This window comes from Corynebacterium liangguodongii (assembly GCF_003070865.1).
GTDB lineage: Bacteria > Actinomycetota > Actinomycetes > Mycobacteriales > Mycobacteriaceae > Corynebacterium > Corynebacterium liangguodongii.
This window is the reverse complement of sequence record NZ_CP026948.1, coordinates 1,448,987-1,474,576: the sequence shown is the minus strand read 5'-3', so window position 1 is coordinate 1,474,576 and position 25,590 is coordinate 1,448,987. Positions and strand designations below refer to the sequence as shown.

Annotated in this window: 22 protein-coding genes and 1 pseudogene; 21 read left to right on the top strand and 2 right to left on the bottom strand. The window is 67.0% G+C overall.

Annotation, left to right across the window (positions count from 1 at the left end):
* The first annotated feature begins 36 nt into the window (after positions 1-36).
* The 6 genes and pseudogenes from C3E79_RS07075 (at position 37) to smc (ending at position 7,274) form a co-directional block, all read left to right on the top strand.
* Positions 37-1,539, top strand: a complete 1,503-nt coding sequence (locus tag C3E79_RS07075) for an alanine/glycine:cation symporter family protein (RefSeq protein ID WP_108404278.1) — start codon at positions 37-39, stop codon at positions 1,537-1,539.
* Positions 1,532-1,816, top strand: a complete 285-nt coding sequence (locus C3E79_RS07070) for an acylphosphatase (RefSeq protein WP_108404277.1) — start codon at positions 1,532-1,534, stop codon at positions 1,814-1,816. Before C3E79_RS07075 ends, C3E79_RS07070 begins: the two co-directional genes overlap by 8 nt.
* A 368-nt stretch (positions 1,817-2,184) precedes the next feature.
* Positions 2,185-2,670 (top strand): annotated as a pseudogene (locus tag C3E79_RS07065) (AAA family ATPase); the annotation flags it as partial.
* A 116-nt stretch (positions 2,671-2,786) separates the two neighbouring features.
* A complete protein-coding gene (locus tag C3E79_RS11360) occupies positions 2,787-3,266 on the top strand; it encodes a hypothetical protein (protein ID WP_146183375.1) in 480 nt (159 codons plus the stop codon).
* Between the two features lie 7 nt (positions 3,267-3,273).
* Complete coding sequence (locus C3E79_RS07055; protein WP_108404275.1) at positions 3,274-3,597, top strand: hypothetical protein; 324 nt, start codon at positions 3,274-3,276, stop codon at positions 3,595-3,597.
* A 218-nt stretch (positions 3,598-3,815) separates the two neighbouring features.
* Positions 3,816-7,274: a chromosome segregation protein SMC gene (gene smc / locus C3E79_RS07050; protein WP_108404274.1), complete on the top strand. Its 3,459-nt coding sequence runs from the start codon at positions 3,816-3,818 to the stop codon at positions 7,272-7,274.
* Here smc and C3E79_RS07045 read toward each other — a convergent pair.
* Positions 7,271-7,786 (bottom strand): META domain-containing protein, encoded by a 516-nt coding sequence (locus C3E79_RS07045; protein ID WP_108404273.1) that lies wholly within the window; start codon positions 7,784-7,786, stop codon positions 7,271-7,273. The genes smc and C3E79_RS07045 overlap by 4 nt on opposite strands.
* Before the next feature lie 66 nt (positions 7,787-7,852).
* On the opposite strand from C3E79_RS07045, the gene ftsY reads away from it, so the two are divergent.
* The 4 genes from ftsY to ffh all read left to right on the top strand — a co-directional run bounded on the left by ftsY (position 7,853) and on the right by ffh (position 13,133).
* Positions 7,853-9,412 carry a signal recognition particle-docking protein FtsY gene (gene ftsY, locus C3E79_RS07040; RefSeq protein WP_108404272.1) on the top strand — a complete coding sequence of 520 codons (1,560 nt, stop codon included), beginning with the start codon at positions 7,853-7,855 and terminating at the stop codon, positions 9,410-9,412.
* A gap of 158 nt (positions 9,413-9,570) precedes the next feature.
* Positions 9,571-11,019: an ammonium transporter gene (locus C3E79_RS07035; RefSeq protein WP_108404271.1), complete on the top strand. Its 1,449-nt coding sequence runs from the start codon at positions 9,571-9,573 to the stop codon at positions 11,017-11,019.
* Positions 11,020-11,032: 13 nt separating this feature from the next.
* Positions 11,033-11,377, top strand: a complete 345-nt coding sequence (locus tag C3E79_RS07030; RefSeq protein ID WP_108404270.1) for a P-II family nitrogen regulator — start codon at positions 11,033-11,035, stop codon at positions 11,375-11,377.
* A gap of 124 nt (positions 11,378-11,501) precedes the next feature.
* Positions 11,502-13,133, top strand: a complete 1,632-nt coding sequence (gene ffh, locus C3E79_RS07025; protein ID WP_108404269.1) for a signal recognition particle protein — start codon at positions 11,502-11,504, stop codon at positions 13,131-13,133.
* A gap of 47 nt (positions 13,134-13,180) precedes the next feature.
* On the opposite strand, the gene C3E79_RS07020 is transcribed toward ffh, so the two are convergent.
* Complete coding sequence (locus C3E79_RS07020) at positions 13,181-15,298, bottom strand: acyltransferase family protein (RefSeq protein ID WP_158268475.1); 2,118 nt, start codon at positions 15,296-15,298, stop codon at positions 13,181-13,183.
* Between the two features lie 256 nt (positions 15,299-15,554).
* Here C3E79_RS07020 and rpsP point away from each other — a divergent pair, with 256 nt between their 5' ends.
* The 11 genes from rpsP to C3E79_RS06965 all read left to right on the top strand — a co-directional run bounded on the left by rpsP (position 15,555) and on the right by C3E79_RS06965 (position 25,555).
* Positions 15,555-16,043 carry a 30S ribosomal protein S16 gene (gene rpsP / locus C3E79_RS07015; protein ID WP_108404267.1) on the top strand — a complete coding sequence of 163 codons (489 nt, stop codon included), beginning with the start codon at positions 15,555-15,557 and terminating at the stop codon, positions 16,041-16,043.
* Positions 16,044-16,344: 301 nt separating this feature from the next.
* Positions 16,345-16,845 carry a ribosome maturation factor RimM gene (rimM, locus tag C3E79_RS07010; RefSeq protein WP_108405106.1) on the top strand — a complete coding sequence of 167 codons (501 nt, stop codon included), beginning with the start codon at positions 16,345-16,347 and terminating at the stop codon, positions 16,843-16,845.
* Complete coding sequence (gene trmD / locus C3E79_RS07005) at positions 16,838-17,863, top strand: tRNA (guanosine(37)-N1)-methyltransferase TrmD (RefSeq protein WP_108404266.1); 1,026 nt, start codon at positions 16,838-16,840, stop codon at positions 17,861-17,863. The genes rimM and trmD overlap by 8 nt, the downstream gene beginning before the upstream one ends.
* 10 nt (positions 17,864-17,873) lie before the next feature.
* Positions 17,874-20,159, top strand: coding sequence for a Tex family protein (locus tag C3E79_RS07000; protein WP_108404265.1), 2,286 nt, complete (start codon positions 17,874-17,876; stop codon positions 20,157-20,159).
* Between the two features lie 99 nt (positions 20,160-20,258).
* Entirely contained in the window at positions 20,259-20,606 is a 348-nt protein-coding gene (gene rplS, locus C3E79_RS06995) for a 50S ribosomal protein L19 (RefSeq protein ID WP_108404264.1), read from the top strand.
* A gap of 141 nt (positions 20,607-20,747) precedes the next feature.
* Positions 20,748-21,446 carry a signal peptidase I gene (gene lepB, locus C3E79_RS06990; RefSeq protein ID WP_108405105.1) on the top strand — a complete coding sequence of 233 codons (699 nt, stop codon included), beginning with the start codon at positions 20,748-20,750 and terminating at the stop codon, positions 21,444-21,446.
* A complete protein-coding gene (locus C3E79_RS06985) occupies positions 21,447-22,085 on the top strand; it encodes a ribonuclease HII (protein ID WP_108404263.1) in 639 nt (212 codons plus the stop codon).
* Complete coding sequence (locus C3E79_RS06980; RefSeq protein ID WP_108404262.1) at positions 22,086-22,394, top strand: DUF2469 domain-containing protein; 309 nt, start codon at positions 22,086-22,088, stop codon at positions 22,392-22,394.
* Positions 22,395-22,540: 146 nt separating this feature from the next.
* Positions 22,541-22,915: a YraN family protein gene (locus tag C3E79_RS06975; RefSeq protein WP_108404261.1), complete on the top strand. Its 375-nt coding sequence runs from the start codon at positions 22,541-22,543 to the stop codon at positions 22,913-22,915.
* Entirely contained in the window at positions 22,902-24,410 is a 1,509-nt protein-coding gene (locus C3E79_RS06970) for a YifB family Mg chelatase-like AAA ATPase (protein ID WP_108404260.1), read from the top strand. Before C3E79_RS06975 ends, C3E79_RS06970 begins: the two co-directional genes overlap by 14 nt.
* The gene (locus tag C3E79_RS06965) at positions 24,407-25,555 is read left to right on the top strand and encodes a DNA-processing protein DprA (RefSeq protein ID WP_108404259.1); all 1,149 of its coding nucleotides are present in this window, start codon (positions 24,407-24,409) and stop codon (positions 25,553-25,555) included. The genes C3E79_RS06970 and C3E79_RS06965 overlap by 4 nt, the downstream gene beginning before the upstream one ends.
* The last annotated feature ends 35 nt before the right edge of the window (positions 25,556-25,590 follow it).

Genomic DNA, 25,590 nt, shown 5'->3' with positions numbered 1-25,590 from the left:
TTCGCCACGCTGCCGCCTTTGATTAGGATCTCTCGCATGGAAAGAGTTCTCGAGGTCCTCGACGGCAGGATCAACGGCTCCATCTGGGCTGCCGTGCCCGTCTTTCTCATCTTTGCTGGGCTCTACTTCGGCCTGCGCACGTTCTTCGTCCAAATTCGTCACGTGCCGGACATGTTCAGGGCCGTGGCGGAGACCCCGAAGGGGAAGGACCGCGACGGCCGGGACCTTGATTCGGAGTACGGGGGAATCTCGGCGTTCAAGGCGTTTACCATCTCGGCGGCCTCCCGCGTGGGCACCGGCAACATCGCGGGCGTGGCGTTGGCGATCTCGATCGGCGGGCCCGGTGCCGTGTTCTGGATGTGGATGCTCGCGCTCCTCGGCGGTGCCACCGCCTTCGTGGAGTCCACGCTCGCTCAGCTGTGGAAGACCAAGGACGACGAGGGAAACTACCACGGCGGCCCCGCCTACTACATGACACGCGGGCTCGGCTGGAAGCCCGCCGCCGTAGTCTTCTCGCTCGGCCTCACCTTTACCTACGGGTTTGTCTACAATGCAATCCAGACCAACTCGATCGCCGAGGCGCTCGGCGGCTCGCTCAGCAACGACTCGGTTGCCGTGAAAAGCACCGTCGCCATCGTCGTCGCGGGGCTCACGGCCTTGATCATCTTCGGCGGGGTGACCCGCATCGCCACTGCCACCCAGGTCATCGTGCCGTTCATGGCGGGTGCCTACCTCATTCTGGGGCTGATCGTGGTTGCGGTCAACCTGAAGGAAATCCCGGGGATGATCTCGCTCATCGTCGGTAGCGCGCTTGGTTTCCGCGAGGTCGCCGGGGCGACGGTGTGGCTCGCGTTCACCCAGGGAATGCGCCGCGGCCTGTTTTCCAACGAGGCGGGCATGGGCTCTGCTCCGAACGCGGCGGCCACCGCGACGGTGTCCCACCCGGTCAAGCAGGGGCTCGTGCAGACCTTGGGCGTCTACTTCGACACCCTTCTCGTCTGCTCGATCACGGCGTTTATCGTGCTGCTCGGCCCCGCCGTGACCTATGGCAAGGACGATATTCAGGGCGCGACCCTGACGCAGACCGCCCTGGCGGATTCGGTCGGCGCGTGGGGCGCCCACGCCGTGACCTTTATCCTGTTCTTCCTCGCATTTTCCTCCGTGATTGGCAATTACTACCTCGCGCAAGCCAACCTGGAGTACCTCACGACATCCAAGACGGCCATGCTCGTATTCCGCCTCGCCGTGATCGGCTTCGTCATCTTCGGGGCCTTCGGCTCGGTTCCGCTGGTGTGGGCGCTGGGCGACACCATGGCCGGCGCCCTCGCCATCCTCAACATCATCGCGATCGTCCCGCTCGGTGGTGTGGCCATCAAGCTGCTGAAAAACTTCAATGAGCAGCGCCGCCAGGGCGTCGACCCGGTCTTCCACCGCAACATGCTGCCCGAGCTGAAAAACGTCGAGTTCTGGGACGGCTCCGACCCCGTGACCCGCCGTAGCATTGAGGACCGCATCACCTTGGCGGAGCGTCGTGAATAAGGTTCGGCTCACAGCGTTCGTCCACGGTCACGTCCAGGGCGTGGGTTTCCGCTGGTGGACGAGATCGCGCGCGCTCGAGCTGGGGCTTTCGGGCTACGCGAAGAATCTTGACGACGGCCGCGTCGAGGTCGTCGCCGAGGGGCAGCGCGAAGGCGTCGATAAGCTGCTGGAGCTGTTGCGCGAGCAGCCTTCGAGCGCGGGGCGGCCGGGCCGCGTGGACGCCGTCGTCGAGCGGTACTCGGAGCCGAAGGGTGCGCGGGGGTTCGAGGAGCGGTAGGGCTGCCGGGGGCGGGAGTGTGGCGGTTGCATTCGCGGCTGAGTCGACGTGGTAGTTCATTGTGACATCTGGCTGGTGAGATGTCACAGTGAAAGATTTTCGGTTGGCGTTTCCCCAGGTGGTCACGGTGAAGAACCGCTTCACTGTGACTTCTCACCGGTCAGATGTCACACTGAAGCAGAACCGGCCGGCAAAAGCCCAGGTGGTCACGGTGAAGAACCGCTTCACTGTGACTTCTCACCGCCGAGATGTCACAGTCGCCCCCGACCCTTCACCGCGCCATCTCACGACCCGGACTCCCCGACAACCGCGCGAGTCACGCACCACGCACAAAAACAGCCCCGGGCGCATCCCCTAGAATCGGCACAATGCACCTCAAATCGCTCACGCTCAAGGGCTTTAAGTCCTTCGCGTCGGCGACGACGATGAAGTTCGAGCCGGGGATCTGCGCCGTGGTCGGCCCCAACGGTTCGGGCAAGTCGAACGTCGTCGACGCCCTGGCGTGGGTGATGGGGGAGCAGGGCGCGAAGAACCTACGCGGCGGGAAGATGGAAGATGTCATCTTCGCCGGTGCCGGGGAGCGCAAGCCGTTAGGCCGCGCCGAGGTGACGCTCACCTTCGACAACTCCGATCATTGCCTGCCCATCGAGTACACGGAGGTGGCGATTACGCGGAGGATGTTCCGCGACGGGGCCTCCGAGTATGAGATCAACGGCTCCAAGGCCCGCTTGATGGACATCCAGGAGCTGCTGTCGGATTCGGGCATCGGCCGGGAGATGCACATCATTGTCGGCCAGGGCAAGCTCGCCGAGATCCTCGAGTCGCGCCCGGAGGAGCGCCAACCCCGTTTCGAACTTCGTGACTGTGAGTAGAGAGCTCATGGTTCCAAATCGATTGCTTGGTGGGCTTGAAAACTTGTGGTAGGGTTAGTGGCATCGCCGAGCGATAATCGCATTCATCAAATAACTTGTTGAAGAAGTCGATGATTCGGAATTTCGTAACAAAATCCGCCGGCTTGCTTCCGGCTTTCGTATTGGCGTCTTTCGTGGCCCTGGGTTCTGCCACTTTCGCGGAAGCGCAAAGTAAGAACGTCGAAGCCAGTTTGAACAGCCAGGTTTTCAGCGGCACCTTGATTCCAAGGGTGTCATCACCTCAACCTTATGGACTAAAGGGAACTATCACTAAAGGTGCGCTCAAGGGCGTTTCGTGGGTGATTCGAGAAACGCCTGACATGTTTATTGATTTGGCTGGCAATACCCTTGACGATGCAGCTCGACTTGCGATTAAGAAGAGAGGTGGCGTTATCGCTGACAAGGTCGATGAAGTAGCGGAATTACCTGATTTAACCCACCACGTCGTCAAAGAAAAGCTTACGTATGCGTTGAGGCCGATAGTCGGAAACGACCTCTCACTGATGATCGCTGACGTTATTGCTTGGATGGCTCTGTAGGAATTTCATGGAGAATTTGGAAAGTAGAATTGCTCAGCTTGAACTCAATCAACGTCGTCTTGCTATTCTCACGATTGACGCGTCCGAAAAAGTGAAAGCATTTGATCGCGCTTGCCTTCGTTACAATCTAACCTTCGACCAGGAAGCGCGAGCAAGGCAAGCGATCGTCGAATTTCTTGAGTCGACCAGCACTGATCTAAAAGCACTCGTCGGCGATGTGGAGGAAATCGTGGGCAGTGAGGCCGCGGCACGAGATGTGATTTCCGGGTTTAAGGCACGTGGTACCGCTCGTGAGCGTTGGGACGAGATTGGTTCAACCGAATTGCTGTGACCTTCACCTTCCAGCATGGCTAGTGTCGTGAAGAACACTTCCGGAGTCTTGAACATGGCTGCACAGGTCTGCACCGTTGCGACGGTGAATGCATTCAAGAAATGACCTTTTCGGTCCAGGCAACTGGCTCGCTGGATTGGGTACCTCCGCATCACAGCCCGTCCGGGAACTGTGGCGCATAAACCATTTCGAGTGACCCATGCTCTAGAATCGTCACAATGCACCTCAAATCGCTCACGCTCAAGGGCTTTAAGTCCTTCGCGTCGGCGACGACGATGAAGTTCGAGCCGGGGATCTGCGCCGTGGTCGGCCCCAACGGTTCGGGCAAGTCGAACGTCGTCGACGCCCTGGCGTGGGTGATGGGGGAGCAGGGCGCGAAGAACCTACGCGGCGGGAAGATGGAAGATGTCATCTTCGCCGGTGCCGGGGAGCGCAAGCCGCTGGGCCGCGCCGAGGTGACGCTCACCTTCGACAACTCCGATCATCGCTTGCCCATCGAGTACACGGAGGTGGCGATTACGCGGAGGATGTTCCGCGACGGGGCGTCCGAGTATGAGATCAACGGCTCCAAGGCCCGCTTGATGGACATCCAGGAGCTGCTGTCGGATTCCGGTATCGGCCGGGAGATGCACATCATCGTCGGCCAGGGCAAGCTCGCCGAGATCCTGGAGTCCCGCCCGGAGGAGCGCCGGGCGTTCATAGAGGAGGCGGCGGGTGTGCTGAAGCATAGGCGTCGCAAAGAAAAGGCCCAGCGCAAGCTCACGGGCATGCAGGCCAACCTCGACCGCCTCCAGGACCTCACCGACGAGCTGGGCAAGCAGCTCAAACCGCTGGCCAGGCAGGCAGAGGCAGCCAAGCGCGCGGCGAGCGTGCAGGCCACGCTGCGCAGCGCCAAGCTCACCCTCGCGGCCGATCAGATCCTCACCCTGCGCGCCGCGCTAGGCAGCGCCGCATCGGCAGCTAGCCGCGCCGCGGAGAGACTTGAGGAATCCAAGGCCGCGCTCGAGGACGCCGAGGCGCTCCAGGGTGAGGTCGAGGCGGCCCAGCGGGAGGCCGAACCGGCCGCCGAGGAGGCACAGCAGCTGTGGTTTTCCCTCTCCACGCTGGCGGAACGGATCTCTGCGACGCTGCGCATTGCCACGGAGCGCGCCTCCCACACCGCCGTGAACACCGTCTACCAAGGTCCAGACCCCGATGACCTGCTGGCGCGCGCCAGCGTGGCCGATGAGCGCTACGCCGAGGCACTCGAGGCCGCGGAGGAGGCCGCCGAGCGTCTCGAGGAGATCCGCGAGGCAATCGCCGAGCGCCAGGCGGAGTACGACGAAGCGGACAGGGAGCACCAGGCGCAACTGCGCGCGATCGCGGATAGGCGCGAGGGCGTGGTGCGTCTGCTCGCCCTCGAGGAGAGCCAGCGCTCGGCAATCGAGGCTGCTCGCGGGGAGATCGAGCGCATCGGCGAGGCCGTCGAGGAGGCGCGCATGCGGTTGCGGGCGGCGGCAGCGGAGGTCGAGGACCTGCAGCGGCAGCGCGATGAGTTGGCGCCGGCGCGCGAGCCGATCGCGGCGAGACAGGCGCGCGCGGCCGCGGAGTCGGATGCGGCCGATGAGAGGCTCGAGCAGCTCCGGGAGGACCAGCGCGAGCGCGAGCGCGCCGTGTTTACCCTCGAGGCCCGCTTAGCCACGCTCGTTGAGCAGGCGCCGCGGGCGGCGGCAGCGGATGTGCTCGGCGAGGGCTTCGAGCCCCTGGCCAGCTCGATCGGTGCGGAGGCTGGCGTGGCCACGGCGCTCTCGGCGGCGCTTGGCCCCTTCGCCGAGGCGCTGGTGGGCAGCGGCGATGTCGTCGGGGCGCTGACCGGGGCGCAGCGTGCGATCGTCATCGCGCGCGAGGGCGGCGATAGCTGGCGCATGGATACCGACGCGCCCGTGGACTGGTTGCTCGATCACGTGCGTATCGACGCCGCCGTGGCAGGCCCGGTCACGCGCCTGCTTGCCGACGTCGCACTCACCGACACCGTCGACGACGCCCGCGCCGTCATCCGCGCCGACCCGAGGCTGCGGGCGGTCACCCGCGCCGGCGTCCTCGTCGGCCAGGGGTGGGTCGCCGCCGGCGCCGGCACAGCCTCGCCGGTGGAGGTGGGCGCGGCGATTGAGAAGGCGTCGTCCGAGCTCGAGGAGGCGCGCGCGGCGCTCGGCGAGCTCTCCGGCACTCTCGAGGGGGCGAAGGTTGCCGCGGAGGAAGCCAGGGTCGCGGCGGCGGGGGCGAAAGCGGCGTTGCGCGAGCACGACGCCGACGCCACGGCGGTGCAGCGCGAGCTGGCCCGGGCGGCGACTTCCCGCGACGCGCTTGCGCAGCAGGTCGAGAGCGCGGCTCAGCGCGCCGCGGAGGCCGAAGCCAGGCTAAGCGGTAAGCAGGCGGAGCTTGCGGAGACGAAGGATCGGCTCTCGCGGGTCGACGATGCAGGCGCCGAGCAGCAGCCCTCGACCGCCGCGCGCGATCGCGCCGCCCAGGCACTGAACCAGGCGAAGTCTCTGGAGCTCGAGGCCGCGATGGCAGCGCGCGCGACCCAGCAGGAGGCGCAGGCGGCCGCGGGCAAGGGCGATCTCCTGCGGCGCCAGGCGGAGCAGGAGCGGGCTGCCAAGGTGAGGTTCGAGGTGGGCGTCGCCAAGCAAAAGGCGCACGCCGAGCTCGCGGCTGCCGTGGCCGATAACGCTCGGGAGGTTGCCGCCCGCGTCGCCGACGCGCAGGCGCGGGCCGCCGCCCGCCGCGACGAGCTCCAGGCGCATCTCACCGCTCTGCGCGCCCGGGCTCAGCAGGCGCGCTCGCACGTCAGCGCGGCGCGAGCCGAGCTCACCCGGCTTGGGGATAGCGCCCACAGCGCCGACATCGCCCGCGAACAGGCCCAGGTGCGGCTCGACGAGGCGGAGGCGAAGGCGACCGAGACCCTCGGCATCGCCGTCGCCGATCTCGTATCCACCCACGCGCCAGCGGCGGACTTCGACCGCGCTGCGGAAAAGGCCCGGCTCGCCCAGGCCGAGAAGGACCTCCGCGCGCTGGGTAAGGTCAACCCGCTGGCGCTGGAGGAATATAAGGCGTTAGAGGAGCGCTATTCGTTTTTAAGCACGCAGCTTGCCGACGTCCTCCAGGCGCGCAAGGACCTCATCGGCGTCATCGAGGACGTCGACGGGCAGATCCTACAGCTTTTCACCGACGCCTGGGAGGACGTGGAAAGGCAGTTTCCCGCGGTGTTTCACACGCTCTTTCCCGGCGGGGAGGCCAGGCTCATTCTCACCGAGCCGGGCGAGATGCTCACCACCGGCATCGAGATCGAGGCGCGCCCGCCGGGCAAGAAGGTCAAGCGTCTCTCGCTGCTTTCCGGCGGGGAGAAGTCGCTGACCGCACTCGCGTTCCTCGTGGCCATTTTCCGTGCGCGCCCGAGCCCGTTCTACGTCCTCGACGAGGTCGAGGCGGCGCTCGATGATGTCAACCTGCGCCGCCTCATCGCCCTGCTCGAGGAGCTGCGCGAGGACTCGCAGCTCATCGTGATCACGCACCAAAAGCCCACGATGGATGTGGCGAACGTGCTCTACGGGGTCACCATGCGTGGCGACGGCGTCACCCGGGTGCTCTCCCAGCGCATGAGGCCGGCGCCGGTGGGGGAGGGCACGCGGGCTCCTTAGGCGCGGTTGAGCTTGAGCGCCCCGTGATCCCCGGCGATGTAGAGGGTGTCATCGCCGACGGTGTAGAACGTCGAGCCATCGCGCAGCGCCTCGGTGATCTGGCCTTCGTACTCCATGGAGTCGCACGCCATCCTGGTCACGGGCAGCGGGGTGGTGGTGTAGGTGCCGTTGTCGACGTTCGGGTGGATCGCCGTGCCGTAGCCGTTGCACGGGCCACCCTCGACGCGGAAGCCCTCGACGCCGCCCTGCGGGACGAAGGACACGGTCACCGGCTTGCCATCAGCGCCGTCCGTGTAGGGCGGCTGGGGGATCCACTCGGTGTTCATGACCTCGGTGAGCACCTCGCCGGTGGCCACGGTTGCGTTGTCGGGCAGCTCGGGGCCGGAGGGTTCGGCGGGGGCGGTAGGCGCGGCGCCGAGGGAGGTGCAGGCGCCGAGCACCAGGGTGGTACAGGCACCGAGAGCGGTGGAGGAAGCGGGCAGGAGACTGGAGAGTTGAATGTTTCCGAACATGGCCCCGATTCAAACACCACACCCCGCCCCCGCGCTATGCACCAAAGTAGACACTTTGCTGGCACCATGGGTGCTATGAACACCACGCTGATTTGGATCCTCCTCGCCGTCATCGTCCTTGCCCTGCTCATCGCGGGCATCGTCGTGCTGGTGGGAAACAACCGCAAGAAGTCGAAGACGGTCTCTTTCGAAAAACCCGCAGAGGCTAAGCAGCTCACACAGCAGGAAAAGTCAGGGAATTACCAGGCCAAGGGGGGATTTTCCTTTGCGCCGGCGGAGGCGGAGCCGGTGGAGGCGGGCCCCGCGGCGGGTGCTGCGGCGGGTATTGCGGGTGCTGCAGCAGGGGGTTCGACCGCGTTGAGCGCGTTAGGCGATCAGCTCGAGCAGCCCCACGCGCTTGCGCAACCCGACGACGACCAGCCCGACATTGAGCTCTCCCGCGAGGGGCAAGAGGCCGCCGCGCAGACCGGTGGGGAAGACGACGGCGCCACCGCGCCAGCCGGCCTCGCGCCCGAGGGGGAGCCTGCCGAGCCCGTCGATGTTGTTGAGCCCGCCAATGCTGATGAGCGCGAGGAGGCCGAGGAGGCCGCGAACATCGCGGCCGTGACCGCAGAGGTCGCCGGGCAGGCGCGCGAGGAGGGTGCGGTTGCGTCCCCGGAGGCGGTCGTCGATACGCCAGCACCGGGGGAGGAGATCGATGAGATCGCACCGGCCGCCGGGCGCATCGGCAAGCTGCGCGGGCGGCTCACCCGCTCGCAGAACGCGATCGGGCAAGGCCTGCTGGGCATCCTCACCGCGGGCGACTTGGACGAAGACGCCTGGGAGGAGATCGAAGACACCCTCATCATGGCGGATTTGGGCACCCAGCTGACGATGAAGGTCACCGAGTCTCTGCGGGTGAAGATCGCCGAGCGCGGCGTGTCCAGCGAGGCCGAGGCGCGCGCGATGCTGCGCGAGACGCTCATCGAGGCCGCCCACCCGGAGATGGACCGCTCGATCAAGGCCATGCCGAACGAGGGCAAGCCGGCGGTGATCTTGGTCGTCGGCGTCAACGGCACCGGCAAGACCACGACCACGGGCAAGCTGGCGCGCGTGCTGGTCTCGCTGGGGCATACGGTGGTGCTCGGCGCGGCCGATACGTTCCGCGCCGCCGCCGCGGACCAGCTGGAGACGTGGGGGCGCCGCGTCGGTGCGGCGACGGTGCGCGGCAAGGAGGGCGCCGACCCTGCCTCCGTCGCCTTCGACGCGGTGGCCACGGGCGTGGATCGGGGCGCCGATGTCGTCGTGGTGGATACCGCGGGCCGGCTGCACACAAAGACCGGCCTGATGGACCAGCTGGGGAAGGTGAAAAGGGTCGTCGAGAAGAAATCGCGCGTTGACGAAGTGCTCCTCGTCCTCGACGCCACCGTGGGCCAAAACGGCATCACGCAGGCGCGCGTGTTCCGCGATGTCGTCGACATCACCGGCGTGGTGTTGACCAAGCTCGATGGCACGGCCAAGGGCGGCATCGTCTTCCAAGTGCAAGGGGAGCTCGGGGTGCCGGTCAAGCTCGTCGGGCTCGGAGAGGGCGCAGATGACCTCGCGCCGTTCGAGGTCGAGAGCTTTGTCGACGCCCTGCTGGGCTAGGAGCCCAGGCTTTTTCCTACCCGCCTTCCAGTGAGGAAGGCGGGTTTTGTGGTGTTCGTCGCAAAAGTGGGTGTCGAGTTCCCGTGTTTCTACCTGTCAATCTATAGTTGCTCGTGGACAAACTGTCGCACGATAGGTTTACTGAGAGGTGGTACACGGTGGTAACAGAAGAAGTGGCGGCCACGGCAGGTAACTCGAGCTGGATGCTCGTCTCTGCCTCGCTCGTCCTGCTCATGACACCTGCGCTCGCGCTGTTCTACGGCGGGATGTCCTCGCGCCGCAGCGTGCTCAACATGATGATGATGTCCTTTACCTCGCTCGGAATTGTCACCGTCGTCTACGTCCTGTGGGGATGGTCGATGTCCTACGGCGGCCAATCGATCGGTGGGGTCTTTGCCAACCCGTTCGAGTTTTTCGGGCTGAGAAACTCCATCGTCGACGCGGAGGGCAACTACGTCGAGGGCGTCTCTGGCTACGCCAACATCATCGACATCGGCTTCCAGCTCACCTTCGCGGTAATCTCCACCGCCATCATCTCCGGCGCGATCGCCAGCCGCGTGAAAATCGGCGCGTGGATCGCCTTCTCCGCCGCCTGGGCTAGCCTGGTCTACTTCCCGCTCGCCCACATGGTCTGGGGCGGAGGGCTGCTCGGCCACGCGGAGGGCTCCATCGCCGCGGCCATGTTCGGCACCGCCGACGGCGAGGCCGCGGTCGCCCCGATCGACTTCGCGGGCGGCACCGTTGTCCACATCTCCGCCGGCACCGCGGCGCTCGTCCTCGCGCTCGTCATCGGGCGCCGCCGAGGCTTCCCGACGTCCAACTCGCGCCCCCACAACCTGCCAATGGTCATGCTCGGCGCAGCGCTGCTGTGGTTCGGCTGGTTCGGCTTCAACGCCGGCTCGGCCTTCGCCGCCGACGGCCTGGCCGGCCTGGCGTGGGTCAACACCACGGCTGCCGCGGCCGCCGCAATGATGGGGTGGCTGCTCGTGGAGAAGCTCCGGGACGGGTTCGCCACATCGCTCGGCGCCTCCTCAGGCGTCGTCGCGGGCCTCGTCGCCATTACCCCGGCCGCCGGGGCGCTCCAGCCCGTCTCCGCGCTGGTTCTCGGTTTCATCGGCGGCATCCTCGCCTGCTTCGGCGTCGGGCTGAAGTACACCTTTAACTACGACGACTCACTCGACGTCGTCGGCGTCCACCTCGTCGCCGGGCTCTGGGGCACCATCGGGCTGGCTTTCTTCGCGGGGGAGAGAGGGATGATCACTGGCAACTTTGGTGAGGGTATGAAGCTGCTCGCCGTCCAGGTCGTCATCGCGGTGGTCTCCATGCTCTTCGCCGGCGTGATGACCCTGCTCATCGCCCTTGCCATCACATCCACGATGGGCTGGAGGATCAGCCGCGAGGAGGAGTTCGACGGCGTCGACTACGCTGTCCACCGCGAGACCGGATACGATCTCGGCGGCCCGGGCCTGCGCCCCGGCGGGGTGCCGGCCGGCAACAAGTCCGCCGCGGAGATGGGGCTCAACGAGGCCCGCTCGCAGCACTCCACCAAAGATCCCGCGCCCGCCGCTGGCCCCGCCAGCGCAGATCGCGCCTCCTACAAGGCATAAAAGGAGAGCTGAGATGAAACTCATCACCGCAGTGGTCAAGCCCTTTACGCTCACTGACATCGTCGAGGCCCTCGAGGCCGCGGGCATCAACGGCATCACAGTCTCCGACGCGCAGGGCCGCGGCCGGCAGCACGCCAGCATCGAGTACTACCGCGGCGCGAAGTACTCCTCGCAGTTTGTGGCCAAGGCCAAGGTCGAGGTCTTGGTCCGCGACGAGTTGGTCGAAGATGCGCTCGACTCCATCGTCCGCGCCGCCTACACCGGCGAGGTGGGCGACGGAAAGATCTGGGTCACCTCGGTCGAGCGCGTCATCCGCGTGCGCACGGGCGAGACTGACGACGCCGCTATTACGGGGTAGGCGCCCGGCGATGGGGCGGAGATAAGCGGGCTCGCTTATCTCCGCCCCCTTCACGCGCGCTAGGCTAGTGCGAGCTGAAAGAATATCTAAAACCCCTGTCCCCGATGAGGAGCGTGCCCCTAAAGTGTTTGAGTCACTGTCCGACCGCCTCCAAACTGCCCTCGGCGGCCTGCGCGGAAAAGGCAAGCTCACCGAGGCCGACATTAACGCCACCGCCCGCGAAATCCGCCTCGCTCTGCTCGAGGCCGACGTCTCGCTGACCGTCGTTCGCGCCTTTATCAAGCGGGTGAAGGAGCGCGCGCTCGGAGCGGACGTCTCCGCCGCGCTCAACCCGGCACAGCAGGTCATCAAGATCGTCGACGAGGAGCTCACCGCGATCCTCGGCGGTGAGACCCGCAGGCTTCACCTGGCCAAGAACCCGCCCACCGTCATCATGCTCGCCGGCCTCCAGGGTGCGGGTAAGACCACGCTGGCCGGAAAGCTGTCCAAGCACCTGGCCAAGCAGGGCCATACCCCGCTGCTTGTGGCCTGCGACCTGCAGCGCCCCGGCGCAGTGAGCCAGTTGAAGATCGTCGGCGAGCGGGCCGGCGTGCCCACCTTCGCCCCCGACCCGGGCACCTCCATCGACTCCCTCGACCACGAGATGGGCACCTCCCACGGTGATCCGGTGGGTGTGGCGCGCGAGGGCATAGACTACGCCAGGCGGAATAAGAACGACGTGGTCATCATCGATACCGCCGGTCGCCTCGGCATCGACGAGACGCTCATGGCGCAGGCGCGCAACATTCGCGACGCCGTCAACCCCGACGAGGTCCTGTTCGTCATCGATGCGATGATCGGCCAAGACGCCGTCGCCACCGCCCAGGCCTTTGCCGAAGGCGTCGATTTCACCGGCGTCGTGTTGACCAAGCTCGATGGCGACGCCCGCGGCGGCGCGGCCCTCTCTATCCGCGAGGTCACCGGCAAGCCGATCCTGTTCGCCTCAACGGGCGAAAAGCTTGAGGATTTCGACGTCTTCCACCCCGACCGCATGTCCAGCCGGATCCTCGGCATGGGCGACCTGCTCTCCCTCATCGAGCAGGCGGAGACGGTCTTCGATCAGAAGGAAGCCGAAAAGACCGCTCAGCGCCTCGGCTCGGGGGAGCTCACCCTTGAAGACTTCCTCGACCAGCTGCTCATGATCCGGCGCATGGGGCCGATTGGCAACCTGCTCAAGATGATGCCGGGCGGCAAGCAGATGAACCAGATGGCCGATATGGTTGACGAAAAGCAGCTCGACCGGATCCAGGCCATCATCCGCGGCATGACCCCGGCCGAGCGCCAGGATCCCAAGATCCTCAACGCCTCGCGCCGCAAGCGCATCGCCAACGGCTCTGGCGTGAGCGTCGCCGAGGTCAACCAGCTCGTCGAGCGCTTCTTCGAGGCGAAGAAGATGATGGGGCAGATGGCTAGCCAGTTCGGTCTTCCCGGCGTCCCCGGCGGCGGGCGCAGCGCGACGAAGAAGAAACCGAAGGGGCGCAAGGGCAAAAACGGCAAGCGCAAGCCCGCGAAGGGGCGCGGAGCCGGGGCGCCGAAGGCGCCGGGTGGATTGCCCGGCATGCCCGAGCTCCCCGGTATGCCCGGAATGCCCGGTGCGCCCGGCGGGATGCCCGATCTGGCGGAGCTGCAAAAGCAGATGCCGCCCGGGATGGAGGGGCTCGACCTCAACAACCTCGACTTCAACTCGGCGATGGAGCGTCTGCGCGGCAAGAAGTAGGCGCCTCCCGGCCGGGGCGCCGCTCACCCTCGGGGTGGTGAGATGTGCTAGCGGGCGGCGATCGTGTCGAGGAACGTCATGAGCGCCCGGTCAAGGGTGTCGGTCAACGTTGCCGCGTAGGATTCGGAGATGTGATTGTCGTCGCGGTAGACGTAGATGTTTCCCACGATGGCGGGGCAGGAATCCGGGGTGCAAAACCAGTCCGCGGTGTCGATCGAGATCATCCCCGGGTAGCTCCGCAGGACTTCAGCAGCCGGGTCTTCGGGGGCGTAGGCCCACTCCCGCGGCAACGCGCAGGCCTCCTCGTCCTTGAGCTCGACGACGCACCTGACAGGGCTTATGGGGTGTCCGGCCTCGTCGATGTGCCAGGGGCTATCGCGCAGGCCGAAGAAGGGGATGTTCGCCTCGGCGAGCGCGTCCCACCCGGCGACGTAGCTCTCGGGCACGTAGTCGGGCCTGCCCGGGCCGTCGTTGAAGGGGAGTGGGCGGGTCGTGGTGGAGACCACCGCGTCCGGTGGGTTCGCGGCGATGTGGCCTATGACCGTCTCGTTGAACCGCCGGCACTCCGGGGAGTAGTCTTCCGCCTGTGGCCCGAGAGCGAAGGGGCAGCCCTGGCGCAGCAGCGGGATGACCTTGATGCCGCGGCGCGTACCGATGGTATCGAGGGGGCTCGCCCACTGCTCGGCGTGGGAGCCGCCGATGAGGTAGACCACGGTCTCGCCCGCTGGGTCGCCGTAGACGCACTCGGGCATGGCCTGGTCGTCGTATTGGTGGGTGATGACCTGCGTGGGGTCGTTGAAGTAGAAGCTCATGCACCCCTGCCCGCCCACGACCGGGTACATCTCGGAGACGATCAGCGGGCTCGGCATCGCCTCCGCGCGGGGCACAGGGGCGCCGTGCAGCGCGCCCGCCCCAGGGTAGAGGGCCGGATCGAGCGGTTGCGCGAGAGCGCTGTCGCGGTATGCGGTGACAGAGGGGCTTAAGGCCAGGAGCCCTATAGCCACCAGCGCCACAGCTGTTCCCCCGGCTGCCCGCACTCTGGCCTGGAGCGAGGAGCGGAGCGCGGCCCAGGCATCGCTTAGCGGGTGCTCGCCCGCGCGTGGGCGGCGTCGGTGCTGCCGCAGCGGGCGCTCGAGGATAAGGTAGCTTGCCTGCCCGGCGAGGAGAGAGAGCGCGAGGACCGCGAGGCCGAGGGCGATCGAGGGGGTCTGCCTCCCGCTGACGATGGTGGCCCCGATGAGGATCGGCCAGTGCCACACGTAGAGCGAATAGGAGATGCGCCCGAGCCACTGGCTCACCGGGTTGGTGAGCACGGCAGCGCTCGCGGGCGCCGCGGCGTCATCGGCGGAGCCCGCGAGGATGATCAGTGCTGCCGCGCCGATGGGGTAGAGGGCGGCCGGGCCGGGGAACTGAGTGGCGCCGTCGAAAAGCAGACCCGTGGTTGCCACCATGAATAGCCCAGCGGTCATCGCCGCGCCGCGCGTGCGGCGCGGTATCCGCAGCGTGGAGGCGTAGATGGCCAGCACCGCGCCCAAGGTGAGCTCCCAGGCGCGCGAGTAGGTGGAATAGTAGTTCAGGTCCTGGTCGCGGCTGCCGAGGAAGAGCGCGAATGCGAACGACGCTGCCGTGATGAGCGCGAGGATCGGGCCGGCTACCGTCATCACGAGGTGGGGGCGGCGGCGGAAGGCGAGCCCAAGGAGCAGGGAGAAAGCGATGGCAAAGAGGTAGAACTGCCCCTGGACCGACATCGACCAGAGGTGCTGCAGCGGGCTCACGCCGTCCGAGGCGACGTCGTAGCTCGCGCCCTGCGCGTAGAGCGACCAGTTCTGCACGTAGGCAATGCTTGCCGACGCCTGGTGCAAAATCTCCGGCCTAAACCACTGCGGCAGGAAGACATACGCCACCGAGACGACGGCTGCGATGGCGGCGGCGAGGACCGGCACGAGGCGTCGCAGGGTGCGCCAGATGGGCCAGAAAGGGTTAAAGGAGGCGTCGACACGCGAGGCGTAGCGCAGCTGCGAACCGAGGAAGAAGTAGCCCGACAGCAGGAGGAAGATATCGACGCCTCCGGAGACGCGGCCGGCGAAGATGTGGAAGACCACGACGAGCGCGATGGCCAGGCCGCGCAGCCCGTCGAGGTCTGCGCGGTGCGGGGGTGACTTCACGGGCGTATTAATGGTTTTTCCTTAGAAAATCGCGGCGCTTGCAATGATTCGTTTATTGTAGCGCCAGGGATTTCCGCTCTCGGCAATCGACCCGGTATAGTTTCAACGGCTGTTTACAGCACAACGCTTGCTGCGTTACACCGTGATCGACCCCGGTCGACCGGTACGTCACACGCAGCCTAAACCCAAGGGTTGAACCGGCCCGCGAAACCGTCGCGGGTGACCGAACTGCCCAGTGACTAGAAAAGGACACACCATGGCTGTCAAGATCAAGCTGCAGCGCCTCGGCAAGATCCGCAACGCTCAGTACCGCGTCGTCGTCGCCGACGCCCGCACCCGCCGCGATGGCAAGTACATCGAGAACATCGGCATCTACCACCCGAAGGAAGAGCCCTCGCTCATCCGCATCGACTCCGAGCGCGCCCAGTACTGGCTTGGCGTCGGCGCCCAGCCGACCGAGCCCGTGCTCGCGCTGCTGAAGATCACCGGCGACTGGCAGAAGCACAAGGGCCTCGAAGGCGCCGAGGGCTCCCTCAAGGTGGCCGAGGAAAAGCCGTCCAAGCTCGAGCTGTTCAACAAGGCGCTCGAGGAGGCCAACAACGGCCCGACCGCCGAGGCGATCACCGAGAAGCGCAAGAAGGCCAAGGAAGAGGCAGAGGCCAAGGCCGCCGCCGAGGCTGCTGCTTCGGAGGAGGCTTCCGAGTCCTCCGAGTCTTCCGAGGAGTCTGAGTCCGAGGAGAACTAAGCCTTTCCGGCTTGTCGCGCCGCCTGGGGACCTCGCCCCGGGCGGCTTTTTGGGTTCTTTGGGTTCTTTGGGGTGCGCCAGTGACATCGGCGACAGGTTCGATGTCACCGATGTCACTTTTCCCAGGTCGCCGGCCGCCGAGGTGCCACTGATGTCATCGTTCCTGGGGTGCCGGTGCCAAATTTTGTCGGCGGGGTGGATAAGAGCTGGGAAAGTGCCAGATTTGCGGCCGGCCCACCCGATCGTGGCACCCGAAGCCAGCAACTCGGCCCCCGAAAAAGACCTGCTAGTCTCTAACCCCATGGAGTTACTCATCGGCAAGGTGGTCAAGTCCCACGGCGTCAAGGGGGAAGTCGCCGTGGAGGTGTTGACAGATGCCCCCGAGCAGCGCTTTGTCGTTGGCAACTCCCTGACGGGAAGGCAGGCCGGAAAGGAGCGCGAGCTCACCATCAAGACGCTGCGCCCGCACCAGCAGCGCCTGCTTGTGAGCTTCGAGGAGGTGCCCGACCGCACCGCCGCCGATTCCCTGCGCGGGATGCAGTTTTTCGCCGAGCCCCTAGAGCGCGATGAGGACGACGAGGAGTATTACGACCACGAGCTCATCGGGCTGAAGGTGCACATGGGTGGCGAGGAGATCGGCGAGGTCTCCGGCATCATGGACACCCCCAACCGCAAGATCCTCGAGATCGACTACGGCGGCCGCGAGGTGTTAGTCCCCTTCGTCATGGACTTCGTCCCGGAGGTCGACCTCGAAGCAGGAACGCTCACGATCACCCCGCCCGAGGGGTTGCTGGATGTCTAAGCTACGCCTGGACATCATCACCATCTTCCCCGAATACCTCGAGCCGCTGCGCCACGCGCTGCTGGGCAAAGCGATTGAGCAGGGCATTCTTAGCGTCGGCATCCACAACCTGCGGGACTGGGCGACAGGCAACCACAAATCTGTGGATGCGCCCCCGCTCGGCGGCGGTCCCGGCATGGTGATGAAGCCCGAGGTGTGGGGGCCGGCGCTCGATGACGTCGCCGCGGGCCGGGCAGGGTACGACCTCGAGTCGGCGGCGCCGCACCGCAACGACAAGGCGCGCCACGATGACGTCGCAAAGATTGCTCCTCGCCCCTACGAGGCGGCGGAGGCGGACCGCTCGCGCCCGCTCCTCCTCGTGCCCACCCCGGCCGGTGCGCCGTTCACCCAGGCTGACGCTCGCGCGTGGTCGCGCGAGGAACACATCGTCATCGCGTGCGGGCGCTACGAGGGCATTGACCAGCGGGTGTTCGAGGACGCCGGAAACCGGTACCGGGTGCGCGAAGTCTCCATCGGCGACTACGTGCTCATCGGCGGGGAGGTGGCCGCCCTCGTCATTGCCGAGGCCGTGACCAGGCTCGTCCCCGGGGTGCTGGGCAACACGGAGAGCCACGAGGAGGACTCCTTCTCCGACGGGCTGCTCGAGGGGCCGGCCTACACCACGCCCCGGGTGTGGCGGGGCATCGCCGCCCCGGAGGTGCTCACCAGCGGCGACCACGGCAAGATCGAGCGCTGGCGCCGCGAGCAGTCGCTGCTGCGCACGAAAATGGTCCGCCCCGAGCTTTTTGAGAGCGCGGAGCTGAGCCCCGAGGACTTATTCGCGCTCAACGCCCGCGACATCGAGCTCACCCTCGACACCCGAGCGGACAACAAGGCTGTGCGCAGGGCGTTTCGCGCCGCCGGAGTGGAGGTCGCGGGGATCGAGCGGACGGCCGAGGGGCACGTGCGCGTGGTCGGCAGGACGGATACGGGCCAGGGGGAGCTGCAAGTGGTCGTCGAGAAGCTGGAGGCACGCTAGAATCGCGCGAATGACTGATTTCGCAGCCACGATCGCGACAGAACTCTCCGTCCGCCCCGCCCAGGTGGGCACAGCGCTGCAATTGCTCGCCGAAGGCAACACCGTGCCGTTTATCTCCCGCTACCGCAAGGAGGCCACCGGCGGGCTCGACGATAACCAGCTGCGTCACATCGAGCAGCGCCACGCCTACCTCGTTGAGCTGGAGCAGCGCCGCGAGGCGATCCTTTCCGCCATCGAGGAACAAGGCGCGCTCACCGACGAGCTGCGCGCGGCGATCCTCCGGGCCGAGACCAAGGCGCGCCTCGAAGACCTCTATCTGCCCTACAAAAAGCGCCGCAAAACCAAGGCGGATGCCGCGCGCGAGGCGGGGCTGGGCGAGCTGACGCAGCTGCTTATCGACGCCCCGTCGACCGACCCCGAGGCCGCAGCGCAGAGGTTCATCACCGACGGCTACGCGGATACCAAGGCGGCCCTCGACGGCGCGCGCGCGATCCTTGCCGACGACATCGCCTTAGACGCCGACCTGGTCGGCGAGGTCCGCGAGCGCTTCTACCGCTCCGGGACGATGCGCGCAGGCGTGGTGGAAGGAAAAGAATCCGAGGGGGCGAACTTCAAGGACTACTTCGACTTCTCCGAGCCCTTCGACAGCCTGCCAAGCCACCGCATCCTCGCGCTTTTGCGCGGCGAGTCCGAGGGCGTGCTTGCCCTCGACTTCGACCCGGGCGAAGACGAGCTCTACACCGGAACGATCGCCGCGCGTCGCGGCCTGCCGTTGCAGGATTCGGCCTGGTTGGCCAAGGCCGTGGGCTGGGCGTGGCGCACCAAGCTAAAGGTCTCGGCGACGCTGGATACCCGGATGCGGCTCAAGGAGAAGGCGGACGCCGGTGCGCTGGAGGTCTTTAGCAACAACCTTCGCGACGTCCTGCTCGCCGCACCGGCAGGTGAGCGGGCCACCCTCGCGCTCGACCCGGGGTACCGCAACGGGGTCAAGTGTGCGGTGGTTGATTCCACGGGCAAGGTGGTGGACACGGTGGTGATCTACCCGCACAAGCCGCAGGGGCGGTGGGAGGAGGGCGTCGATACGCTTGCGCAGCTCGCCGCCGCCCATGACGTCGAGCTCATCGCCGTGGGCAACGGCACCGCCAGCCGCGAGACCGACAAGCTCGCCGGCGAGGTCGCCGATCGCGTGGCAGCCGGAGGGGCGAGGCGGCCGACGCCCGTGACCGTCTCCGAATCGGGAGCTTCGGTCTATTCCGCCTCCGAGCTCGCGGCGGCCGAGTTCCCCGAGCTAGACGTCTCGCTGCGCTCGGCCGTCTCCATCGGCAGGCGCCTGCAAGACCCGCTCGCCGAGCTGGTCAAGGTCGACCCGAAGTCGATCGGGGTGGGCCAGTACCAGCACGACGTGGACCAGCACGCGCTGGCCACCGCGCTCGACGCCGTGGTCGAAGATGCCGTCAACGCAGTCGGAGTGGACCTCAATACGGCCTCGGTGCCGCTTCTCGAGCGCGTCGCCGGCATCACCCCGACCCTGGCGAGAAACATCGTGGACTACCGCGACGCCCACGGCGCCTTTACCTCGCGCAAGGAGCTGGGCAAGGTGCCCAGGCTCGGGCCGAAGGCCTTCGAGCAGGCGGCGGGATTTTTGCGCATTCGCGGCGGGCTCAACCCGCTCGACGCCTCGGCGGTCCACCCCGAGGCCTACGAGGTTGTCGAGCGGATCGCCTCCGCCACGGGCCTCGGGGCGCGGGAGCTCATTGGCAATGCGGCAGTCCTGCGCGGCCTCGACCCGGCCGACTTCGCCACCGAGATCTTCGGCGTTCCTACCGTTACCGACATCATCGCCGAGCTGGACAAGCCGGGCCGCGACCCGCGCCCCGAGTTTAAGACGGCGGCGTTTAAGGAAGGCATCAACGAGGTCTCGGATCTCACCCCCGGCATGATCCTGGAGGGTACGGTCACCAACGTTGCCGCCTTCGGGGCCTTCGTCGATATCGGGGTGCACCACGATGGGCTCGTCCACGTCTCCGAGATGAGCGAGAGGTTCGTCTCCGACCCCCGCGAGGTCGTGCGCTCGGGCGACGTGGTGAAGGTGCGCGTGGTCGACGTCGACACCCAGCGCCACCGGATAGGCCTTTCGCTGCGTCTCGACGCCCAGGCCCGCAAGCCTGCGCGCCGCGACAACAAGCCGGGCGGGGGCAGTGGCAAGCCAGGGAAGAAGAAACGCCCCGAGCCGGGCGGGGCGATGGCGCAGGCGCTCAAGGAGGCGGGATTTGGAGCGCGGCGCCCCGGCGTGTAAGGTTTTCACAGTTATTGACGGCGACACGAACCAGCCGAGCGCCCTGACCAGGGAGAAGCCGCTAGGGTCCTCTGTCCGAACACGTAAAGGATTGCTTCTATGAGCAACGGCATCATTGATCTTGTTGACGCAGGCCAGCTGCGCGACGACATCCCCGATTTCCGCCCGGGCGATACCCTCGGCGTGCACGTGAAGGTTATCGAGGGCAGCGTCACCCGTACCCAGCTCTTCGAGGGCTTCGTCCTGCGCCGCCAGGGCTCCGGAATCCGCGAGACCTTCACCGTGCGCAAGGTCTCCTTCGGCATCGGTGTCGAGCGTACCTTCCCGGTGCACTCGCCCAACATTGAGAAGATCGAGGTGCTGCGCAAGGGTGACGTGCGCCGCGCCAAGCTCTACTACATGCGCAACCTCCGCGGCAAGGCCGCCCGCATCAAGGAACGCCGCTAGTTCCTGCCCGCGCGCCGCTCAACCCCGCTCGACCTCATCTGGGTCGGGCGGGGTTTCGCGTTCCGTGGTGCTAGAGTGAGGCGAGTGACTACGAGGAGCGAGCGCTTAGACGTCGACACGCAGCGCGAAGAGAAAAAAGAGATGCCCTGGTACATCGAGATCCCGGTCGTCATCGCGCTGACGCTGTTCTTCATCTTTATCATCCAGACCTTCATCGGGCGGATGTATGTCATCCCCTCCGGCTCGATGGAGCCGACACTACACGGGTTCCACGGCTCCGGGGATCGCGTGGCGGTGGAGAAGGTCAGCTACTACTTCTCCGACCCGGAACCCGGGGACGTCGTGGTGTTTAAGGGCACGGACTCGTGGAACGCCAGTTACGTCTCCAACCGTTCCGACAACCCGCTCGTCGCGGGGCTGCAAACCGTCGGCTCCTGGGTCGGCCTCGTCCCGCCGGATGAGAATAACCTGGTCAAGCGCATTATCGCCACGGGCGGGCAGACCGTCTCCTGCCAGGAGGGGGACCCGGCCGTCATGGTAGACGGCAGGCCGATCGAGCAGTCGTATACTCTGCAGCCGCCGGAGAACCCGATCGACCCGCTCACCGGTTCGCAGGCCTGCGGCGGGGCCTACTTCGGCCCGGTCACGGTGCCGGAGGGGCACTACTTCATGATGGGCGATAACCGCACCAACTCCCTCGATTCCCGCGCGCACATGGGCGATCCGCTCCAGGGCACGATCCCGAAGGAAAACCTGCGCGGCAAGGTCGCCGCGATCGTCTTCCCGCTGGGCCGCGCGGGCGGGGTGGCGGATCCGGACATCCAGGGCTCTCAGGCTTAGGTGCGCCGGCTCAAGCAGCTCCGCACCTACGAGGTCGCCCTCGACAAGGCAGGTCTCGGCCCGGTGGCGGGCGTCGACGAGGCCGGGCGCGGGGCGTGCTTCGGCCCGGTGACCATAGCGGCGTGCGTGCTTCCCCCGCGCCCGCTGAAGGACCTCGAGGGGCTGACCGATTCCAAGCGCCTCACCCCGCGCCGGCGCGAGGAGCTCTTCGAGGCGATTTGCTCCGTCGCGTTGGCCTTTTCCGTCGTCCACGTCCCGGCCGCCGAGATCGATCGGCGGGGCATTCAGGCGGCGAATCTGGGCGGGGCGAGGAGGGCCGTCGCCAAGCTGAAGCTCGCTCCTGGCTACGTGCTTGTCGACGCCTTCACCACCCCCGGGCTCACCTGCCCGCAGCTGCCCATCATCGGCGGGGATTACACCGCGCGCTGCATCGCCGCCGCGAGCGTGCTGGCAAAGGTCTCGCGCGACCGGCTCGTCGTCGAGATGGCCGAGACCTATCCCGGCTATGGGGTGGAGAAGCACAAGGGCTACGGCACGGCGGCGCACATGGCTGCGGTGCGCCGCCACGGTGCGAGCCGTGAGCATCGTTATAGTTATGCCAACGTCAGACTTGCCCACGAGCAGTATTTGAGGTCATAAATGAGCGCTGAAGATCTGGACAACTACGAGGCAGAGGTTGAGCTCTCCCTCTACCGCGAGTACCGCGATGTGGTCAGCCAGTTCTCCTACGTGGTGGAGACGGACCGCCGTTTCTACCTTGCGAATGCCGTCGAGCTCATCCCGCACACGGAGGGCAAGGACGTCTACTACGAGGTGCGCATGTCGGATTGCTGGGTGTGGGACATGTACCGCGCCGTGCGCTTTGTGCGCTACGTCCGGGTGATCACGTACAAGGACGTCAACATCGAGGAGCTGGACAAGCCCGACATCACCTTCCCGGAGGCCTAGGGGAGTCTCACGCCCCGGGTTTTATCAATTTATCAATCGGGGCGTGCCCACTTCAGTGACCACGCCACCCCTGCCCAGGGAACCGGCGAGCACCCGCGCCAGTCCAATAAGGCACAAGGATCGTTGCTTTATTGGAGGGGGGAGGCATGGCGCACACGCGCTACGCATCACAGAAAATGCTGGGCGCCGAGGGCGAGGGGTTCGCCGCCGGGGTCTACGTCGGGCTCGGCTACGAGCTCATCGACTACGGGGTTCGCACTCGCTCCGGCGAGATCGATGTCATCCTGCGGGCCTTCGACGGCACCTACGTGTTCCTGGAGGTCAAGACCCGCCGCGGCCGTCGCTTCGGCACCGCTGAGGCGGTTACGCCGAAGAAGCTGGCCACGATGCGCCGCTGCGCGGTGGAGTGGCTGGAAGGAAAACCCTTCGCTCCCGCGCGTTTCGACGTCGCCGAGGTCTTAGTCACCAGCACGGGCAAGGAGATCCGCATCTTCCCGGGGGTGGAAGATGGCGCTTGCTAGCACGTTCGCCGCCGCCATCGACGGGGTGGGCGCACAGGTCGTGCGGGTTGAGGCCAACGTCGGCCCCGGACTTCCCGGCATGCACGTCGTGGGGCTGGGGGATGCCGCGGTGAAGGAATCGCGCGAGCGCATCCGCACCGCCGTGGCCAACGCCACGCTGCCGTGGCCGCGCACGAAAATCATGGTCTCGCTCTCCCCGGCGCACCTGCCCAAGTCCGGCTCGCACTTCGACCTGCCCATTGCGATTGCCGTGCTCGCCAGCCTAGAGCCACGGGCGCGCGCGGCGCTCGAAAAGACGCTCCTGCTCGGCGAGCTCGGCCTGGGCGGGGCGCTGCGCCGGGTCGAGGGGATCTTGCCCATGCTCGCCGCGCCCGGCTTCTCCACCATCATCGTCCCCCGCGCCAACGAGGCCGAAGCCGCGCTGGTGGGCCGCGGCCGCATCCTCGTCGCCGATTCGCTTGTCGACGTCTGGTCGTGGGCCCTCGGCACCCGCGAGCTCTCCCCGGCCGCGCAGAAGGCCCCGCCGCAGGGGCGCGACCTGCCGGACTTCCGCGACGTCGCCGGGCAAAAGGAGGCCAAGCACGCCCTCGAGGTCGCCGCGGCAGGCGGCCACCACGTCTTCATGATCGGCCCGCCCGGCTCCGGAAAATCGATGTTGGCCGAGCGCCTTCCCTCCATCCTGCCGCCCATGACGTTGGAGGAGACGGTGGAGGCCACCGCCATCCATTCGTTGGCCGGCGTGTCAGCAGGAGAGGTGGTGGCCACCCGCCCGTTCGTCTCCCCGCACCCCTCGCTCACCCGTGCCGCGCTCATCGGCGGGGGCTCGGGCCACCCGCGCCCGGGGGCGGTGAGCCTCGCCCACCACGGGGTGTTGTTCCTCGACGAGGCCAGCGAGGCGAGCGCGTCCACCCTTGACGCGCTGCGCATCCCCTTGGAGCGCAGGCAGGTCGTGCTCACCCGGGCCCGCCGGGAGGTGGTCTACCCTGCCGGCTTTCAGCTGATTTTGGCGGCCAACCCGTGCCGCTGCGGGGCGGAGCGGGCCGACGCGTGCCGCTGCACCCCCTCACAGAGAGCGAATCACCTGCGCAACATCTCCGGACCCCTGCGCGACCGCATCGACATCTCGCTAGCGCTCGCCTCCCAGGGCAGCGCCATCGGGAGGGGAGACGCCGAGCCCTCAGAGACGATTGCGGATCGCGTCATGGAGGCCCGCGAGCGAGCCGCCTACCGCTGGTCCGCGGCCGGTGCCGAGGAGTGGGTCAACGCCCGCGTCCCGGCGACGCTCATCCGCCGCGCATACCCCGCCGACGACTCCGCGATGGCGCTGATCAGCGCCTACCTCGCCAACGGCGCGATCACCCAGCGAGGGGTCGACCGCGTGCTCAAGCTCGCCTGGACGCTTGCGGACCTCGACGGCGCCGCCCGCCCCGACCTTGGGCACGTCGGCGCCGCCGCCGAGCTGCGCGCACCGGGCCTCGGGGAGGCTGCATCGTGAGCTCGCTCGAATCCTGGGCCTACCTCAGCCGGGTGATCGAAGGCCCGTCCTGGCACCTCCAGGCGCTCCTGCGCGCCGGGCGCGACGCCGACGAGATCGCCGCCGGTGTGCGCTCGCGCGCGAGCTGGCTGGCGGGCCTCGCCGGCGAGACCGAGGCTCGATATTCCTGGGACGCCACGGGGCGCGACCTTGAGATCGCGCAGGCCGCCGGGTACCGGCTCCTCACCCCGGAATCCGGCGGCTGGCCCGCAGAGGCGATCGAGGAGTCCTTTGCCGTCGGCGCGGCGGCGGCCCACGCCAACCACCACGCCCGCAAGGCGGACGGGGCGCCGCCCCATGCGCTGTGGGTAAAAGGGCGAGAGGACCTGGGCGGGATGTTCGCGAGGTCTGTCGGGGTGGTGGGCACGAGGGCGTCGACACGCTATGGTGCCAACGCCACCGCCGACCTGGTGACGGGTCTGGCGGGGAGGGGATACACGATCGTCTCCGGCGGCGCGGTGGGTATCGACGCCGCGGCCCACGAGGCGGCGCTTGCCGCCGGGGCCGCGACCGTGATCGTCGCCGCCTGCGGGCCCGGTGTGATCTACCCGAAGCGCCACGCGGAACTCTTCGATCAGGTCAGCACGGTCATCACCGAGTACCCGCCCGGGGTGAGCCCGGACCGGCACCGCTTCCTCACCCGCAACCGGCTGGTGGCCGCGCTGACGGCGGGGACCCTGGTTGTCGAGGCGGCGTTTCGCTCCGGGGCCCTCAACACCCTGGCGTGGGCGCACTATTACAACCGGCCGGTGATGGCCGTGCCGGGGCCGATCCTCGGGCCGGGCTCGCTGGGGACCAACCTGGCGATCCAGGAGCGCCGGGCCGAGATGGTGCTCAATTCCGAGCAGGTCCACGCGCTGCTCAGCAGGGTGGGGGAAGTCGACCCGGCAGCGCAGATGGAGCTGGACTTCGCGGCCAGCGATGTGCAAAAGCTTTCGCGCAACGAGCTGCGCGTGTTCGATGCAGTGCCGCTCGGCGCCGGGGGAGCAGCAGCGGAAGACATCGCGGCGCGCGCCGGTTTGGGCGTGGGGCTTACGGTGCACATCCTCGTGGACCTTGCCGGGCGCGGGATGGTGACGCGGGAGGGGGTGGTGTGGCGGAGGTAGGTCCCCGGTGTGGTGCCGGGGACCGGCTCCGGTCT

What these genes read in the sequence shown, in the direction of transcription:
- C3E79_RS07075 (WP_108404278.1), top strand. Translation starts at nt 37, where the DNA reads ATGGAAAGAGTTCTCGAGGTCCTCGACGGCAGGATCAACGGCTCCATC.
- C3E79_RS07055 (WP_108404275.1), top strand. Translation starts at nt 3,274, where the DNA reads ATGGAGAATTTGGAAAGTAGAATTGCTCAGCTTGAACTCAATCAACGT.
- smc (WP_108404274.1), top strand. Translation starts at nt 3,816, where the DNA reads ATGCACCTCAAATCGCTCACGCTCAAGGGCTTTAAGTCCTTCGCGTCG.
- C3E79_RS07045 (WP_108404273.1), bottom strand. Translation starts at nt 7,786, where the DNA reads ATGTTCGGAAACATTCAACTCTCCAGTCTCCTGCCCGCTTCCTCCACC.
- ftsY (WP_108404272.1), top strand. Translation starts at nt 7,853, where the DNA reads ATGGGTGCTATGAACACCACGCTGATTTGGATCCTCCTCGCCGTCATC.
- C3E79_RS07030 (WP_108404270.1), top strand. Translation starts at nt 11,033, where the DNA reads ATGAAACTCATCACCGCAGTGGTCAAGCCCTTTACGCTCACTGACATC.
- rpsP (WP_108404267.1), top strand. Translation starts at nt 15,555, where the DNA reads ATGGCTGTCAAGATCAAGCTGCAGCGCCTCGGCAAGATCCGCAACGCT.
- rimM (WP_108405106.1), top strand. Translation starts at nt 16,345, where the DNA reads ATGGAGTTACTCATCGGCAAGGTGGTCAAGTCCCACGGCGTCAAGGGG.
- trmD (WP_108404266.1), top strand. Translation starts at nt 16,838, where the DNA reads ATGTCTAAGCTACGCCTGGACATCATCACCATCTTCCCCGAATACCTC.
- C3E79_RS07000 (WP_108404265.1), top strand. Translation starts at nt 17,874, where the DNA reads ATGACTGATTTCGCAGCCACGATCGCGACAGAACTCTCCGTCCGCCCC.
- rplS (WP_108404264.1), top strand. Translation starts at nt 20,259, where the DNA reads ATGAGCAACGGCATCATTGATCTTGTTGACGCAGGCCAGCTGCGCGAC.
- lepB (WP_108405105.1), top strand. Translation starts at nt 20,748, where the DNA reads ATGCCCTGGTACATCGAGATCCCGGTCGTCATCGCGCTGACGCTGTTC.
- C3E79_RS06980 (WP_108404262.1), top strand. Translation starts at nt 22,086, where the DNA reads ATGAGCGCTGAAGATCTGGACAACTACGAGGCAGAGGTTGAGCTCTCC.
- C3E79_RS06975 (WP_108404261.1), top strand. Translation starts at nt 22,541, where the DNA reads ATGGCGCACACGCGCTACGCATCACAGAAAATGCTGGGCGCCGAGGGC.
- C3E79_RS06970 (WP_108404260.1), top strand. Translation starts at nt 22,902, where the DNA reads ATGGCGCTTGCTAGCACGTTCGCCGCCGCCATCGACGGGGTGGGCGCA.